This window comes from Furfurilactobacillus sp. WILCCON 0119 (assembly GCF_053471565.1).
In genome coordinates, this window is record NZ_JBPCCV010000001.1 from 563,842 (window position 1) to 580,821 (window position 16,980).

General features: G+C 48.5%; 17 protein-coding genes. 2 read left to right on the forward strand and 15 right to left on the reverse strand.

Annotated elements, in window-relative coordinates:
* Positions 1-91 precede the first annotated feature (91 nt).
* From ACRYI5_RS02915 to ACRYI5_RS02930, 4 genes are all read right to left on the reverse strand, one after another.
* Positions 92-535, reverse strand: coding sequence for a GatB/YqeY domain-containing protein (locus tag ACRYI5_RS02915; RefSeq protein ID WP_448224211.1), 444 nt, complete (start codon positions 533-535; stop codon positions 92-94).
* Positions 536-656: 121 nt separating this feature from the next.
* Positions 657-845 (reverse strand): 30S ribosomal protein S21, encoded by a 189-nt coding sequence (rpsU, locus tag ACRYI5_RS02920; RefSeq protein ID WP_017261952.1) that lies wholly within the window; start codon positions 843-845, stop codon positions 657-659.
* A gap of 131 nt (positions 846-976) precedes the next feature.
* Complete coding sequence (locus tag ACRYI5_RS02925) at positions 977-1,903, reverse strand: deoxyribonuclease IV (RefSeq protein WP_448224212.1); 927 nt, start codon at positions 1,901-1,903, stop codon at positions 977-979.
* Positions 1,904-1,924: 21 nt separating this feature from the next.
* Positions 1,925-2,800 (reverse strand): YitT family protein, encoded by an 876-nt coding sequence (locus ACRYI5_RS02930; protein WP_407879442.1) that lies wholly within the window; start codon positions 2,798-2,800, stop codon positions 1,925-1,927.
* 122 nt (positions 2,801-2,922) lie between these two features.
* Here ACRYI5_RS02930 and ACRYI5_RS02935 point away from each other — a divergent pair, with 122 nt between their 5' ends.
* The gene (locus tag ACRYI5_RS02935) at positions 2,923-3,540 is read left to right on the forward strand and encodes a hypothetical protein (protein ID WP_407879441.1); all 618 of its coding nucleotides are present in this window, start codon (positions 2,923-2,925) and stop codon (positions 3,538-3,540) included.
* 138 nt (positions 3,541-3,678) lie between these two features.
* Here ACRYI5_RS02935 and ACRYI5_RS02940 read toward each other — a convergent pair whose 3' ends face one another.
* From ACRYI5_RS02940 to hisS, 4 genes are all read right to left on the reverse strand, one after another.
* Positions 3,679-5,016 (reverse strand): NAD(P)H-dependent oxidoreductase, encoded by a 1,338-nt coding sequence (locus tag ACRYI5_RS02940; RefSeq protein ID WP_407879440.1) that lies wholly within the window; start codon positions 5,014-5,016, stop codon positions 3,679-3,681.
* 13 nt (positions 5,017-5,029) lie between these two features.
* Positions 5,030-5,638, reverse strand: a complete 609-nt coding sequence (locus ACRYI5_RS02945) for an NADPH-dependent FMN reductase (RefSeq protein WP_407879438.1) — start codon at positions 5,636-5,638, stop codon at positions 5,030-5,032.
* Between the two features lie 188 nt (positions 5,639-5,826).
* The gene (aspS, locus tag ACRYI5_RS02950) at positions 5,827-7,614 is read right to left on the reverse strand and encodes an aspartate--tRNA ligase (RefSeq protein WP_407879436.1); all 1,788 of its coding nucleotides are present in this window, start codon (positions 7,612-7,614) and stop codon (positions 5,827-5,829) included.
* Positions 7,615-7,636: 22 nt separating this feature from the next.
* Positions 7,637-8,932 carry a histidine--tRNA ligase gene (gene hisS, locus ACRYI5_RS02955; protein ID WP_448224213.1) on the reverse strand — a complete coding sequence of 432 codons (1,296 nt, stop codon included), beginning with the start codon at positions 8,930-8,932 and terminating at the stop codon, positions 7,637-7,639.
* A 394-nt stretch (positions 8,933-9,326) separates the two neighbouring features.
* On the opposite strand from hisS, the gene ACRYI5_RS02960 reads away from it, so the two are divergent.
* Complete coding sequence (locus ACRYI5_RS02960) at positions 9,327-10,193, forward strand: N-acetylmuramoyl-L-alanine amidase (RefSeq protein ID WP_448224214.1); 867 nt, start codon at positions 9,327-9,329, stop codon at positions 10,191-10,193.
* 71 nt (positions 10,194-10,264) lie between these two features.
* Here ACRYI5_RS02960 and dtd read toward each other — a convergent pair whose 3' ends face one another.
* The 7 genes from dtd to ACRYI5_RS02995 form a co-directional block, all read right to left on the reverse strand.
* The gene (gene dtd, locus ACRYI5_RS02965; protein WP_448224215.1) at positions 10,265-10,702 is read right to left on the reverse strand and encodes a D-aminoacyl-tRNA deacylase; all 438 of its coding nucleotides are present in this window, start codon (positions 10,700-10,702) and stop codon (positions 10,265-10,267) included.
* Between the two features lie 31 nt (positions 10,703-10,733).
* Positions 10,734-12,977, reverse strand: a complete 2,244-nt coding sequence (locus ACRYI5_RS02970) for a RelA/SpoT family protein (RefSeq protein ID WP_407879432.1) — start codon at positions 12,975-12,977, stop codon at positions 10,734-10,736.
* A 239-nt stretch (positions 12,978-13,216) separates the two neighbouring features.
* On the reverse strand, positions 13,217-13,621 hold the full coding sequence (locus ACRYI5_RS02975) for a hypothetical protein (RefSeq protein ID WP_448224216.1): 405 nt from the start codon (positions 13,619-13,621) through the stop codon (positions 13,217-13,219).
* Positions 13,622-13,730: 109 nt separating this feature from the next.
* Positions 13,731-14,489, reverse strand: a complete 759-nt coding sequence (locus ACRYI5_RS02980; RefSeq protein WP_407879429.1) for an RsmE family RNA methyltransferase — start codon at positions 14,487-14,489, stop codon at positions 13,731-13,733.
* Between the two features lie 2 nt (positions 14,490-14,491).
* Positions 14,492-15,442: a 50S ribosomal protein L11 methyltransferase gene (gene prmA / locus ACRYI5_RS02985; RefSeq protein ID WP_407879427.1), complete on the reverse strand. Its 951-nt coding sequence runs from the start codon at positions 15,440-15,442 to the stop codon at positions 14,492-14,494.
* Between the two features lie 26 nt (positions 15,443-15,468).
* A complete protein-coding gene (locus ACRYI5_RS02990; RefSeq protein WP_407879486.1) occupies positions 15,469-16,494 on the reverse strand; it encodes a zinc-binding alcohol dehydrogenase family protein in 1,026 nt (341 codons plus the stop codon).
* A gap of 140 nt (positions 16,495-16,634) precedes the next feature.
* Positions 16,635-16,976, reverse strand: coding sequence for a hypothetical protein (locus ACRYI5_RS02995; RefSeq protein WP_407879426.1), 342 nt, complete (start codon positions 16,974-16,976; stop codon positions 16,635-16,637).
* Positions 16,977-16,980: the final 4 nt, after the last annotated feature.

Here is a 16,980-nt window from a genome sequence, read left to right on the forward strand (position 1 = left end):
CAGACGGAAAAATTAGTTAGCATCACAAAAAAACATCACAACCGGAGTAATCTCCGTCGTGATGTCTTTAAGGTTAGCTTCAATAGTATTGTTAACTTAACAACGCCTTGACTGCTTGGTTAACCAGGTTCCCGTCGGCCTTTCCTTTAACCTTAGGCATTACGGCCCCCATTAACTTACCAAAGTCCGCCTTACTGGTTGCGCCAACTTGGTCAGCCGTTTCCTGAACCACCGCAGCAATTTCGTCTGCACTCATTTGTGCCGGCATGTATCGTTCAACAATTGCGATTTCGGCCTTTGTATCAGCCACCAATTCTGCCCGATCTGCCTTTTCAAATTCAGCAAGTGATTCACGACGCTGCTTTAAGCCTCGGGCGACGACAGTAACCCCTTCGTCATCCGTTAAATCGTGGCCCAAATCAATTTGTTCATTCATAACAGCCGATTTAAGCGAGCGAATGACAGTTAGGGTCTGTTTGTCCCGTGCCTTCATTGCCGTCTTCAAATCAGCGTTTAATTGGTCTAATAGTGTCATTTCTCATGTACCTCCCTTAACTAATGAATCTAGTATACCGCTTTTCCCAAAAACAGGGGGGCAGGCCTACACGAATAAAAACCATAAAAAAACGCCAGTTACAATAACTGACGTTTAATCATTAAAAGCGGCTCTTCTTGTTCTTGCGTTTACGAGCAGCCTCTGACTTAAGCTTGCGCTTAACACTTGGCTTTTCATAGAATTCCCGTTTACGGTATTCTTGAAGGGTTCCGTTCTTAGAAACGGTCCGTTTGAAACGCCGGAGAGCATCATCTAAGGATTCGTTCTTACGAACAACTGTCTTTGCCATTGTGAAATCCCCTCCCTTCGAGCGTTTAGTAACGGTTTTGTACGATTCGCACTTAACTGTCCTTAAAAGAGTATACAGAAACCATTGCCCAACGTCAATTACTAACAGCTAATTATTTTAAAATTCTGCAATCATTTTAGAAACGCATCAAACGGACGGTCTGCAATAATGTCCGCTGCTAAATGCGCATTAAATTGCCCGGCTTCCAATTCAGCAATTTCATAACCATAAGGTGACCGCTTCAGTTTCGGATTATTTTCTGGATCAACCGGCACATATGGTGTTTCCATAATCTTCGGAATTGTTTCAAACCGCGGATCATGGGCGATGGCGTTTAATCGGTCAAAGCCGATTTCACCATAGCCCAAATTGGCATGGCGATCTTTATGGGCTCCCTGGGGATTCTTAGAATCATTCAGATGAATGACCTTGATCCGGTCCAACCCAATAATTTGATCAAATTCACTCATGACACCATCAAAATCATCCTTAATGGCATAACCGGCATCACTGGTGTGACAGGTATCAAAACAAATGGAAATTTTTTCGTTTAACGTAACCCCATCAATCATTTCTGCCAGCTGTTCAAAGGTCGTGCCGACCTCAGTTCCCTTACCAGCCATGGTCTCAATCGCAATCTGGGCGTGTTGTTCAGGCGTTAAAATTTCGTTTAGCCCCTTTATGATGGACGCAATCGCAGCGTCCGGACCAGCACCAACGTGAGCACCAGGGTGTAAAACAATTTGTTCAGCCCCCAGCGCATCCGCCCGGCGCACTTCTTCACGTAAGAAATCAACCGCAAATGCAAAGTTTTCTGGTTTATAGGTGTTCCCTAAGTTCACAATGTAGGGCGCGTGGACGACAACATGAGCAAGCCCCTGCTCAGCCATGTAGTCGTGTCCGGCTTCAACGTTCATCTCGCTAACGGCCTTTCGCCGTGTGTTTTGCGGGGCCCCCGTATAAATCATAAAGGTACTAGCATGATAGCTAGCAGCCTCTTCAGCGGCGCCCAGTAACATTTTTTTACCACTCATGCTGACATGCGATCCAACTAACATTTAGTTAAACACTCCTTTGGTTTATAACCGTGGCTCATAAAAGTTCCCTAAGATCCGGGTAATGTTGCTTAACGAAACGAACGACCCAGGATCTGATTCATTGATGGCTTCCTGGAGCTCGCCGACCTCGTAACCAGAGATCACGGTAAAGAGAATTGCCTTTTCATCGTGCTTATAGGCCCCCTCGGCACCGTGAACAATGGTGATTCCCCGCCGAATGTGGTGCTGAACAGAATCCACCACCGTCTTCGGCCGGTCGGTAATGATCATCACTTGGAGCCGTTGCTGCCGGGTGTAGACCATGTCCATGACCCGGGCATTCACAAAGATCCCGATGGCTGAGTAAAACGCGTAGGGCCAGCCAAAGACGAACCCAGCGGCCACCACGATAAACGCATTGAACATCATGTTGATTTGGCCGATTTTCCGGCCGGTCGCCCGGCGAATCACGATTCCCAGGATATCCAAACCACCAGTCGAAATCCCGTAACGCAGAGCCAGCCCAGTCCCAAAGCCGTTGACTGCTCCACCAAAAATGGCACAAACAATGGGGTCGGTCGTTAAGGTAACGGGATGAAGCACCTTGATCATGACCGTGGATAGCCCAACGGCAATCACGGTGAACACAGTAAACCGGTGACTAATTTTAAGCCAGGCGAGGACAAATAACGGCACGTTTAGGAGAAAGAGCAATTCCCCGATTCCCAAATTAACACCCAGGTAGCGCGACGATAGTGTGTGGGTCAATTGTGCTGCCCCGGTAATCCCAGAAGAATAAATGTGACCGGGGTTCCAGAAGAAGTTTAGGGCGATGGAGACACAAATTGAGTAAATAAAGGCGGTTCCCAATCGACCCGTGTACTGATGCCGTTCGATTAACTGCTGTAAGTCATTCATGATTCAGATCCTTTTTAATTGATGGCCCCATTATAACAAAGTCCGCGCAATACTGGGCTAAAGTCAGCAGTTTTTAACCGGACCCACATGCTATACTAAGAGAATCAGATTTGGAGGTCTTCATGAATACACAAGCAAATAGCTTTTATAAAGAACCCTGGTTTGGCATTGTTTTAACCGTTATTTTCTTTCCAGCCGGCATTTACGTGATGTACAAATTCGGCCCGTGGAAAAATAAGACAAAGCTCATTCTTGCCATCTGTTTATCCCTTTTATCCATTGGTGTCTGGACCATTGCTGGTCTTGCCCCTTCATCGGGAAACCCCAAGGTTGGTGAAACATGGCTCGACACAAGCCACTCGACCAAAACAGTCGCGGCAAAAACGACCCTGCACATGACAGTCGATCACAATGGTCACGTCCGTTTGACTGGAACCACTAACCTTCCGGAAAAAACAAAACTCCATGTGGTCATTACCGCCAAAAACACGGTGGTTGGTGATGATGTTACGGTTACATCGGAGAAGACGTTTAAGACAAGCCCACTCACTGTCAACGGCGACCCACTGACGCCAGGCACCCTGACCGTTCACCTCACGTCAGCAAAATGGTCTGAACAGCCAGCTTCAGTCACCAAAACATTGGGGACTCATGGTCAACAACTTCGTGGTAAAGAAACCTCAAAGCATCAGCAAACACGCACCATTGATTTTAAACGACAGGTGACCTACGAGCAGTAATCTCGGTGAGGCCCATTGTTATAATATAAACACATTCAAAAAGCGGCTGCTTTCCCGTCTATGGGAAAGCAGCCGCTTTAATTTACAGACCGACAACTTGCGTCGGTTAGTCACCACCGCTATTCACAAAGCTGTGACTTAGTCGTCCACAGAGGCACTAGTTGTGTCATCTGTTTCAGGCTCAACCGGCTTTTCTACTGGTGTGGGCGTTACCGGTGCAGCTACCGTTTCTTCGCCTTCATCCATGTCCACCGAAGCACTGGTTGTGTCGTCTGTCTCAGGTTCAGCAGGTGCCATTGCGGCAACCTTAGGCGTTGCCTCTTTCTCTGATGCACCAGAGACGGCGTCCGGTGCATCCGGATCAGCCACAAGCTTCTGCCCTGTTTGTGAAAGATAGTAGTTAATGGTTGGCATCAAATCGAGCACGTATTCATTGATCCCCATGTACTGATCTTTGCCGTCGTGCATGGCCCGGTAATAGTGCATGATAAATTTATCAGGCCCGTTACCCGGAATTGCCATCTTCACTTCTGGTGTCTTACCAGTCCGCAAGGCGTTAATCACTTCAGCAACGTGCTGTTCCGCCCGCTTTGGGTGAACCATGGAAAGCGCACTTCCCACTTGACCAGGTACACGTGGTGCCAGCATCTTCTTGGCTGGCCCTTGTTGGTTGTAGTACAAGAACTGGTTGTTGCTATCAGCGTACGTCAATTCCATCGGCATCGCGTTCAAAAAGGCGTTCAGTTGATCAACCGTTAACAACCCCCGGTCCAACTTCACGTAGGTATTTCCACTGACAGCATGGGTCTTTTCTGCCGCTTGTTCCAACCAATCATCGGCGCTCATATCAACGCCATCAACCGTTGTATCAATGTGGCCGCTCGCCGTTAAGTCTTCTGCCGCTGCGCCAGTTGGTTCTGCTGGTTCGTTTAACGTGTTAATGACCCGAACAAAGTTCAAGAACTTTGCTAATGTGCTCCCAAGAAAATCAACCGTCCGTTGGTCAACCAGTTGTTGGTTATCGTCAAACGCGTCCTTAACGTTTGCCAATAAGAATTCGTTTCCGGGCATCACAATGGCGTTAACACCAGGTGATTCCAAAATTTGCCGCAGCATTAGCTGAGCTCGTGATGAGCCTTGATCGTAATAAGACGCTCCCACGATCATAACTGGCTTATCGTTCAGCGGATGAACGTTGTAAGATAACCATTCAATGACGCTCTTCAAGCTGGCCGTCAACGTGTGATTGTGTTCTGGTGTGCTAATGATCACCCCGTCTGCCGCTTCAATTTTATGAGTTAAGTATTGAATGGCAGGACTATTGGTTTGGTCATCACTCTCGTTAAACAGTGGGACATCATTGATGTCTAACAATTCAATCTCAACCTGGTCACTGAAGTGGTTGGCAATAAACTTTAATAACATCCGATTATATGAATGATCGGCAATGGAGCCGGCAATTCCAACTAATTTCATTTTTCCGCGCCTCCTATAAATTATCCCATGAGAAATTGGCCGCTTCTTTTTGGTCCTGAGCGGTCGTGTGGTTCAGTTGCTTTGTCATGGCAACAAACGTTTCAAAGTCGGCGAACAGACCATCTAGCTTGGTCACTTGTTCTTGATCAGTTAAGTTCCCGTCTTCATCAAACGCCTGCAATGAGTGTGCCAACAAAAATTCTGAACTTGGCATGATCCGGGCGCGTAATTCTGGTGAATCAAGAATTAACCGTAAGTGCCCCTGTGCCCGTGAAGAACCAAGGGAACCGTATGAAGCACCAGTGATCATGACCGGTTTGTCCACAAATGGGTGAATCCCGTAAGATAACCATTCCAAGGCGTTCATTAAGGCCGCAGGAACTGAGTGATCGTATTCTGGGGTGCTGATAATTACACCATCCGCATGATCGATTTTATCCGCAATGTTCGTGGCCACTGCGGGCACCTTCATGTTTTCTGGTTTGTTAAACAACGGTAAATTGGTGATTTCGACAATTTCAATGGTTGCTTGGTCGTTAAAATGCTGTTGCATGAACTGCAACAGTTGCCGATTCGTTGAGTGATCAGCATTCGTGCCGACGATTGCAACGTACTTATTCATAGTTCTCCTCCAACAATAGCAAAGTGGTTTACTTACAATAATAGATTCCTTTATTCAAACATATTGTAAGTAAATTCACAACACTTGGCAAAGAAAGTCACTGACTTTTTTTATCGAACCAGTGGTAATTGCCATTTTTACCCACTAAAAAATCGTCGCGAGCAGGGCTCACGGCGATTGCTTGATTCTTATTTATCTTCTGACGTTGCTGCCGGTTCATTGACCGCCAGCGATAATTCTGTTAATTGGTGATCAGATACCTGACTTGGGGCCTCTGTCATCGGTTCTGTTGCCTTTGAATTCTTTGGAAAGGCAATGACTTCACGAATGTTGTCAGCGCCCGCTAATAGCCGGGCAAACCGGTCTAACCCGATGGCTAAACCACCATGTGGTGGGAACCCGTAATCCAAGGCATTCAGCAGGAAGCCAAATTGGTCATTGGCCCGCTCTGGCGTAAACCCAAGGGCTTTCAACATTTTTTCTTGTAGCTCACGCGTGTGGATCCGGATTGAGCCACCACCAAGTTCCAAACCATTTAAAATGATGTCGTAACTTTGGGCATGGGCCTTGTAAGGATCTTCACCATCATTCAAGTAGTGTTCATCGCCTTCATTTGGCATTGTGAATGGGTGGTGCGCTGGGACCCATCGTTCAGCCCCTTCATCGTATTCAAACAGTGGCCAGTCAATCACCCACAAGAACGCAAACTTATCGGCGTCGATCATGTCCATTTCCTTAGCAATCGTTGTCCGCAAGTAGCCTAAACTATCTGCAACAACTTTGCTTCTGTCAGCGACGAACAGGATCAAATCACCATCATTAGCTGCTGTCGCCGTCGTAATGTCATCAAACTGATCGTTGATGAACTTGGCAACCGGGCCGTTGAAGGCACCGTCAACGACCTTGACCCAGGCCAACCCCTTAGCACCGAACCGTTTGATGTAGTCTGTGAAGGCGTCGATCTGTTTTCGTGAGTAGTGGTCCGCCCCGTTTGGCACGGCAATGGCCTTCACCTGACCACCGTTTTCAACGGCGCCACTAAAGACCTTAAAGCTACTGTCAGCCATCAATGCTGACAGATCCTTTAATTCCATGTCAAACCGTAAGTCTGGTTGGTCCGTTCCGAACCGATCCATGGATTCTTGCCATGTGATTCGGTTGAATGGCAACGTCACGTCCATGTTCAACGTGTTCTTCATCACCCGGGCGATCAGCCCTTCCGTCATGTCCATGATGTCATGTTGACTCATGAAACTGGTTTCCATGTCAATCTGTGTAAATTCAGGTTGCCGGTCACCACGGAGATCTTCGTCACGGAAACACCGCGCAATTTGGTAGTAACGGTCAAACCCAGCGCCCATCAATAACTGTTTAAATAACTGTGGTGACTGTGGCAATGCGTAGAAATGACCTGGATAGATCCGACTTGGCACCAGGTAATCTCTGGCCCCTTCTGGTGTCGACTTCGTTAAGTCTGGCGTTTCGATGTCGATAAAGCCATTTTCATCAAAGTAACTGTGCACAGCCTGGGTGATCTTACTTCGCATGATCAATCCACGTTGCATCTCTGGCCGCCGTAAATCAAGGTAACGGTACTTTAACTTCAGGTCTTCAGCGGCTTCCACCCCGTTTGAAATATCAAACGGCGGCACCTTTGACCGGTTCAAGATTTCAGCAGCGTTAACTTCCACTTCCACCTTCCCGGTCTTCATGTCCGGGTTAACTTCCTTTGCACTTCTGGCCTTGACCGTTCCGTTAATTTTAATAACGAATTCGCTCCGCATTTCTTCAGCAGCTGCTAACGCTGCTTCACCATTGGCCGCACTGAAGACCAGTTGAACTAGGCCTTCACGATCACGCAGGTCAATAAAAATCAGCTTTCCTAAGTCCCGGCGTTTTTGGACCCACCCCTCAAGGGTGACTTCTTGGCCTTCATAGCTTTCATCAATGAGGCCCGCATATTGTGTTCGTTCCATTGTTGAACTCTCCTTTTATTGCCTAATCTTCTTCAAAATAACGGTCAAAAATCTGACCAAAGTCGGCAGTCACATCCGCCATTGGCACCGTTACTTCTTCGCCAGAGGCCATGTTTTTAAAGTTGACCGTTTGACTTGCCAACTCCTTTTCACCAACGGTCATTGTAAACCGTGCTGAACGGCGATCGGCCGTCTTAAACTGAGCCTTTGGTTTCCGGTTCAGGTAATCCCGGTCCGCACTGAAGCCAGCGTGGCGAATGGCCTGCACAAGTTGGAGCGTTGTGCTGCTGGTTTCTTCACCGATACCGACAACGTAAACATCAAGTGGCATTTCGGTTGGCATGCTGACTGCTGCTTGATCCAGCAGTAATAAGAGCCGTTCCAATCCGATCCCAAAACCAAAGCCAGGTGTTTCTGGGCCACCCAATTCTTCAACCAACCCGTTGTAACGACCACCACCACAGATGGTTGTCCATCCGTGCCCTAAAACAGACGCGTTACTTTCGATTTCGAAAATTGTGTGGTTATAGTAATCCAGACCGCGCACCATCGTTGCATCCACTTCAAACGGAATTGATAATGACGTTAGCATCTCCTTGACGGCGTCTAAATGGGCTTGTGCCGCTGGCGTCATGAAGTCAAGGATGGATGGCGCATTTTCAACAATGACCTTGTCTTGGTCTGCTTTACTGTCCAACACGCGTAATGGGTTTTTGTGTAAGCGGGCCTGTGAATCCTCACTAAGTTCGGCAAAATGAGGTTCCAAATAATCAACAAGTGCTTGATGGTACGCTGCCCGTGTCTCCTGGTCACCCAGTGAATTGATGGCTAACTTCAAGCCTGACAGTCCCAATTGGGTGAAGAAGTCCATGGCCATGGCCATTACTTCAACATCAACTGCTGGTGAATCACTCCCGAAGGCTTCAACCCCGATTTGATGAAATTCACGCATCCGCCCAGATTGTGGCCGTTCATAACGGAACATTGGTCCCATGTAGTAGACTTTGTATGGCTTCTCTTGTTCAGGCGCGTACAGTTTATTTTCAACGTAGGCCCGAACAACCCCAGCCGTTCCCTCTGGCCGTAGCGCAATGTGGCGATCGCCCTTATCATGAAAATCGTACATTTCCTTGGTAACGACATCGCTGGTGTCTCCGGCAGACCGTGAGAAAACTTCGAAGTTCTCAAACAGCGGTGTCCGAATTTCATGAAATTGGTAATTATCAAACAGCAGTCGGGCCGTTTCTTCCACGTAACTCCACTTTGCTGATTCACCGGGTAAAATATCTGCGGTCCCTTTTGGGCGTTGGTATTTCATAATCTTGACCTCCAAAATTGTTAGCATAACAATGCAACGTGATCGTTAATGGTGCCGAAAAAATAAAAAAACACCCCTGACGTTAAATTCAAGGGTGCTTGCGCACGGTACCACCTTTATTGGTTCTCACGGGTAACGTCATTTGCGACGGGATTTTCATCCACCTAGAAAGTGTCTTCATGTTGCTGATTATGCAAGTTTTCACCACCCACTTGCTCTCTTGGTTAATCGGCACCACTAATGGTCTTCCATCACCGGTTTTAATATTGTTATATCGTGTTTAAAACTTAGTTTAGTTTTGCCCATCTGTCAAGTCGATTCACTGAATTTGCGGTTTGAACCCGGAGAATTTGCTATAATTGGTCTAATTTACTAAATAAGGATTGAAAAAACTATGAATTTTTTGAAACAACGTTGGTTTCAGCTCACGGTCACCATTGCCGTGACCATTACCGTCGGGCTTCTTCTCTTTTGGCTAACCCGTGAGCAAACGGTGACGGTCAGTGTGGACAACCTTAACGTGCATTCTGGCCCCAGCTTATCGGATAAAACCATTCATAAGGCCAAGCTTAACAGTCGGCTGGTGAAAATTGGCGAAAAAAACTTGTGGTACCACGTTCGTTATGATGATCGTCACACCGGGTGGGTTGCCAGTTGGTTAGTTGACCGGCGGACAAACCTGAAGAAGGCCACCTCCCTTTCAGAGGCGACAATTGTGATTGATCCCGGTCACGGTGGCGCTGATTCAGGCGCCCTGCACACCATGGATGCCACTAAAGCAAAGGACATGGAAAAAACGTACACGTTGAAGGTTGCCCAGGCGGTCGCTAGCGACCTTCGCCGCCGCGGTGCCCATGTCATCATGACCCGCGACACGGATAAATATGTTGGCCTTGCACCACGACCAGCACTGTCAAACGAGGTTCAAGCTGACGCATTCATCAGTATCCACTTCGATTCATCTCCGGCCGTTAATCAATCCTCTGGGCTAACGACCTACTATTACCATAAAGGGACGTCATACGTGCTTGCAGAAGCATTAAACAAGCAGATGAACCACTACCCCATGCCTAACAAGGGCATTCAGTTTGGTAACTTCGAGGTCATTCGTGAAAACCAACGGCCCGCTGTGCTTCTAGAAATGGGTTACATTAACGACAAGAAGGACTTTCGAACCATCAGCGGCATAACGTATCCCTACCGGGTGGCGCATTCCGTTACAACCGGTTTGGATCAGTATTTTGCCGCTAAGGCCCAGTAGCACATAGATCTACTTCAATTTAAAAAGACGGACCGCCCAAGTTAGTTGGGTGATCCGTCTTTTTTGTTGTCTTAGTCACGTTCGAACAGTAAGGTCACTGGGCCATCATTGACCAAACTCACCTGCATGTCGGCACCAAATTCGCCGGTTTCAAGTGGAACGACCGCCGCCAATTGTTGGTTCAGTCGCGCCCATAGTGGTTCAGCAATTTCAGGCGTCGCTGCCGTTGAAAAGCCCGGCCGGTTGCCATGGACAAGATCCGCGTACAACGTGAATTGTGACACGGATAAGATCGCGCCCGCCACGTCTTGCACACTCTTGTTCATCTTGCCATCCTCATCGCTAAACAACCGTGAATTCAGAATTTTTTTCGCCAGGTAGTCCACCGTTTGCGCAGTATCGGTTGACGCAATTCCGACCAACAGTAATAATCCGTGGTCAATGGCGCCCACCTGCTGGCCATCAATGGTAACGGTAGCCTGCCGAACCCGTTGTGCTAACACCCGCATCCTTAACACCCCTTCTTAAAAATACGACAAATTAATGGGTTGCTCGTAAAACTTCGTAAACATCCGGAACATTCTTGATGTTATCCATAATGTGATTCAATACCTCAACGTTACGGACACCAACGGTTGCGGAAACAACAACCATCTTGTTGTGATCAACCTTGCCGCTAACCGATGATAGGAATTTTGTGGTGTTGTTGATGACACGCAACACGTCATTTAACATCCCGTTACGATTGTAGCCGCGAACTTCGATGTCAGCGTTGTAGTTGGTGCGGTTGTTTTCTGGATCCTCCCACACAACATCAACGATTCGTTCACCGTGTTCTTCAGCTGCACGGACGTTTGGACAGTCAGCCCGGTGAACGGAAACCCCGCGGCCCTTCGTAATGTACCCAACGATGGGATCGCCAGGCACTGGTGAACAACAGTGACTCAAACGAACAAGGAGGTTATCGACCCCCTCGATGATGACCCCATCAGAAGAGGAGCGTTTGGCATCGTCCTTAGCCGCAATCGTTTGTGGTTCTTCGGCCTTTGGTTTGTCGCCGTTATCGGATAAAATCTCCCGCTCCGCTTCTGCCTGGCGATCGGCCTCTAGCTGCGCCCGTTTATCAGACGTTAACCTGTTGGCGACACCCATTGGTGCTGCGTCACCAAAGCCAATGGCCGACAATAGATCATCCGTTGACCGATAGTGCATCCGTTCAGCAACGTTAGCCAAATTTTCATCCGTCATGATTTCCCGCGCATCAAAATTCAGTTCACGAAGCTGATGCATGACCATGTCACGGCCACTAGCAATGTTATCATCACGATCTAGCTTCCGGAAATGCTGTTTGATCTTATTCCGTGCCCGCCGTGTGTGCACAAGGTTGACCCAGTCACGACTCGGCCCACTTGAATTTTGTGACGTTAAAATGTCAACGATGTCCCCCGTCTTAATTTCGGAATCCAGGGGGACAATCTTCCCATTCACTTTGGCACCAGTGGTGTGGTTACCGACCTGCGTATGAATGATGTAGGCCATATCAAGTGGCCCGGCACCCTTTGGCAGTTCCAGTACATCACCCTTTGGTGTGAACGCGTAAACGGAATCCGTGAATAGATCCCCCTTGACGCCTTCCATGAAGTCGTCCGCATTTGAGGCGTTATTCTGCAATTCGATGATCTGCTTAAACCAATTTAACCGGTCATCGTTTGACGTCTCCTGCACTTCATCCGTTTGCCCTTCTTTGTACGCCCAATGCGCAGCAACCCCGTATTCAGCGATCCGGTGCATGTCTTCCGTCCGGATCTGAATTTCAAGTGGTTTGCCCTCTGGTCCGATCACCGTGGTGTGCAGTGATTGGTACATATTCGCTTTTGGCATGGCGATGTAATCCTTAAACCGCCCAGGCATTGGCGTCCAGTGGGTGTGAATGGCCCCTAAAACGCCGTAACAATCACGAATTGATTTCACGATCACCCTAATGGCAAGCAGATCATAGATTTGGTCAAACTGTTTGTGCTTATCAACCATCTTTCGGTACACAGAATAGATGTGCTTCGGACGCCCATACACTTCGGTTTCGATGCCGAGGTCACTGATTGCACCGTTTAATTCGTCAATGGCCTCATTGATGATCTCGATCCGTTGGTTACGCTTAGAGTTCATCAAGTGAACGATGCGGTAATACTGTTCTGGGTTAAGGTACCGCAAGCTCAAGTCTTCCAGTTCCCACTTAATGGTGCTGATCCCTAACCGGTCCGCCAATGGTGCGTAAATCTCTAACGTTTCGTTAGCAATGCGGCGTTGCTTATCCGGCCGCAAATGCTGTAACGTTCGCATGTTGTGCAAGCGGTCGGCAAGCTTCACGATGATTACCCGAATATCATGTGACATCGCCAGCAGTAACTTTCGGTGGTTTTCCGCCAATTGTTCTCTGTTTGACCGGTACTTGATTTTTCCGATCTTAGTGACCCCATCAACAATTTCAGCCACGTCATTACCGAACAGTTCACGCAGGTCATCTAACGTTGCCACTGTGTCTTCCACAACGTCATGTAAAAAGCCGGCCTCAACCGTTGCCGGGTCCATTTTCAGATCTGCCAAAATGGCGGCAACCTGAATTGGGTGCATGATGTAAGCCTCACCAGATTGGCGCTGTTGGTCAGCGTGAACCCGGGCCGCAAAATCATATGCCTCGCGGACTTCTGCCACGTGGTCATCGTTCATATAGGTGCCCACCTGGGTCATAACCTCTTCAGCGGTCCAAATGTGTTCTTTTGACATCGTCTCACCCCAATAAAATTAATGAATTGTTTTCCTTATTTTAACCGAATTGTCAAATTAAACAATCCTAACGAGCTGAAATCCGGTCTAATTAACGGATTTTCTGTTAATTGACCGAAAAATGAGCCTCGTCGACTGATCAACCCTGATCAGACACAAAAAAACTGACCACCATCGTTTCAGGGGTCAGTCTGTTTACGCTAAGAACACTTTCAAAAAGTGCCGTTAACCTTTTTCAATTAGCCCTGACTCCCCACAGTTGGTTGTTCAGTCGTCTGTGACTGCCGTGGTCGGGTTGGTTGTTGGCCCACCATAGAACCAGCATTAAAGCCAACCACAAAGTAACTGATACATGCGTAGCCAATGGCCATGTAATAGGCATAATCATGTGCGTTCGTTTTGAACAGAAATGTCGCTACGGCAAAGACCATCGGGAAAATCACCACGTGCCAATTATCACGCTGTTGGCGACTAACACGCCACCCCACGAGAATTGCATACAGGCCGTTAAACCCAATGAGAAGCCACAAAACCTTATGGTACACCGACAAACTGGAGAGATTAACCAGCCATGGCAACACCGCGCCAACAACCAATCCACCCAGCCAATATTGCCAGCCGCTATGTTTTTTAAAATAACTCATACTATCGCCACGCTTGTTATCGAATTTTAATCATAGTGGTTATTATAGTCAATTTTCTACGTGGCGTCACAAAAACATCGTGCCCTTAAGGTTTTCTTTCAAACTTCTGCTAGGCAAACAGTTCAGTCGCATACGAAACGGCGCTTAAAAAGTACAGCGGTGCCGTTTCTGTCCGTAAGATCCGGGGGCCAAGACCAGCCGTTACATAACCAGCAGCGGTAATCTGGGCCGCTTCGTCCTGACTCAACCCGCCTTCAGGGCCAAAAATGGCCGTGACCCACTGACCCGGTTGAAGTTGGGTCAATGTTTGGGCTAACTGTGCCTGTTCCCCCTGCTTGGCGGCTTCTTCCCACGCTACCAGTCCAGCATCAGTGGGCAGTGTTAAGGCCGCTGTCAACGATTCACAATAGCGAACGGTCGGGATAACCAACCGGTGTGACTGTTGGGCCGCGTTTGTCGCAATCTCTTGATAACGACTAATTTTCTTAGCCGCTTTTTGCTTCCATGACGCAACCGCCCAAGCTGTGGGCACAAACACAATTTCAGCAACCCCAAGTTCTGTCGCTTTTTGTGTGATCAATTCTGCCTTGTCACCCTTTGGCACACCACAAACGATCCGGGTGTGAACTGGCAGCTCCACCGTGCTCGGTTTAAATGCGGTCACGGTCATCACCGCTTGTTTATCGTCTGGCGTCAACGTGGTCAGTTGGGCTTCCAGAAGCTGATGTTCCCCGGTAACAAATTCGGCGGTTGTTCCCACCTGGGCCCGAAGCACTTGAACAAAATGTTTATAAAGGGCGGGTGTCAGTGAAAACGTTTCGCCCACCGTCGTTAACACCAGCTCGGTCGGTAAAAAGTAATGTTGCATGACTAATCATCAACCCCCGGTTTTTGTGCAATAATGCCATACCAGTCTCCACGACGCATAACTTCAACGATCCGATAGCCGGCCACTTCAAGCTGCTCTTTAATCAGCGGATACTTGTCGACAATGATTCCACTGAGCAAGAAAAGGCCGTGTTCTGGTAACAAGGGCGCCGTTTGCGGAATCAATGGCACCAGAATCTCAGCAAGAATGTTCGCCACGATGATGTCTGCGTGCTGGTTTACGCCAGCCAACAAGTCGTTTGCTGCCACCTGGACATCGCTGGCAACCGGGTTTAATGCCAAGTTACTATTGGCAGCATCCACGGCAATTTGATCAACATCATATGCATACACGTCGCCAGCCCCAAGTTGTTTTGCCGCAATGGACAACACCCCAGAACCAGTCCCGACATCTAGCACCGTTTCACCACCACGGACCACCATTTCCAACGCTTGCAACATCAATGACGTTGTCGGGTGAGTCCCGGTACCAAAGGCCATGCCGGGGTCTAAAACCAGTAACTTTTCATCGGCTGAGGTCGGTTCATAATGTTCCCAGCTTGGCACCACGGTTAGGTAGCGGGTTACCCGAACCGGATGATAATACTTTTTCCACGCTGTGGCCCAGTCGTCATCTGCCACTGGCTTGACCATGACACTCGCGTCACCAGCATCCAGGCCAAACGTTGTTAATTCAGCCAAGCGGGTCTTGATTGTGGTTAATGCTTCCGCCATGACAACAGTCTCTGGATAGTACGCCGTGACCACCGCACCCTGATCCAAATGAGGCACACTCTTCTTATCCAACAGTTCACCCGGAAACTCCGCTTGAAGCGCAAGAAAATCGGCGGCGTCCTCAATTTTGGTCCCGGTCGCCCCGGCGTCCATTAAAATGTTACTAACGGCCTCAACGGCCTCGTTCGTTGTTGTTACTGCAACTTCAGTCCACTCCACGTCTCGTTATTCCCCTTTTCGATTGGTTACTGCATGACCGATCCGTTAAACGGCCCGGTCACGACCACTTTGCCGGTCATCTTATTGGCTTCAACCAGTTGATGGGCTGCCCGTAAACTAGCTGCATTAATCCCGTCAGCAATGGTTTTGGTCAGGGTACTTTGCAGGGCCCCAGCATCCACCAATGTCGCAATTTGGGCCAGCTCACGTCCCTGGCTTGCGAGGTCCTGCTGGTAGTCTGTTTTAGCAAACATGTACTCCCAGTCAAAGCTGGCTGCCTTATTTTTCAACAGGCCCAGTGGTAGCGGCCCCTGATTTTCAACGATCGAGGCGACATGACCAAACGCCTTCACAAGCTGTGCTGCCTGTTCAAAGTACTGATCGGTTGAATGCAAAATCAAAATTCCGTCAAAGCCATCAATGTTTTCCGCATGGGCTTGCTCAACTAAGTTTTCCCGGTGGTTAAACACCCGGTCAGCGCCCAGTTGCTTAACCCAGGCAATGGTTTCCGGACGGGACGCCGTAGCTGTCACCGTCAAACCAGCCCACTTTGCTAGCTGAATGGCCATGGACCCGACACCCCCGGCGCCATTAATGATCAAAAGTTCCTGACCGCGATTCGCATTGACGGCGTTAGTGAACCCCATCTTTTCAAACAGCACTTCACTTGCGGTCAGTGACGTTAATGGCAATGCCGCAGCCGCAGCATCCGTTAAGGTCGCTGGTGCCTTTGCGACGATGCGTGCGTCCACAACCTGTTGCTCAGCATTTGACCCATCACGCCCAGTTGTGCCGGCATAATAGACCCGATCACCAACCGCCACATTATCAACTAGCGCACCCGCGTGGATGACCGTCCCAACGGCATCATAGCCCAGAATTTTAGCAGCCGTTAAGTTTTGGCGTAACTTCGTATCCACTGGATTAACGGACACAGCAGTCACCGCGACCACAACGTCATGATCACCAGCGACTGGTGCTGGCCGTGTGCCATCCACCATCGCCGCTGGTTCATTAATGCTTGTTGCTGCAAACGATTCGATTACCTTCATCATGAATTCCTCCTCGTTATTCTTGTCTGTGTCCATTGTGCCAAAATTAAGACCAAAATACCATGGAGAGATCTTCTTTAACTAAGGCACAACAAATAAAGGACTGGTTGACGTCACTGTCAATCAGTCCCTTTATTTACTTACGATTGGCGATGGTGCTCATGACGTCCTGAAACACGTCTTGCGTGAACATAACGTTCACGGCCATCTTCGGTTAAGATGTGGCTAGCCAAATAATCCAGCAGCTCGTCCTCATTTTGAAAAACGCGCGGATTGTGCTGCCCATGAAGTCGCAAGTCAATCTCATCGATCTTCAAGCGACCCGTCCAACCATGACTATACTTCACAATTAAACGGTTATTAACCTTTTTCTTTCCAAACCGGAGGACGTACACGTGTTGCGGAACCATCATTGGCCGAATGTACGTCTTCTCATAACGGAACTGATTTGCCTTCAAAAACGCTTTTGTCCGTGTTAGCATCCGC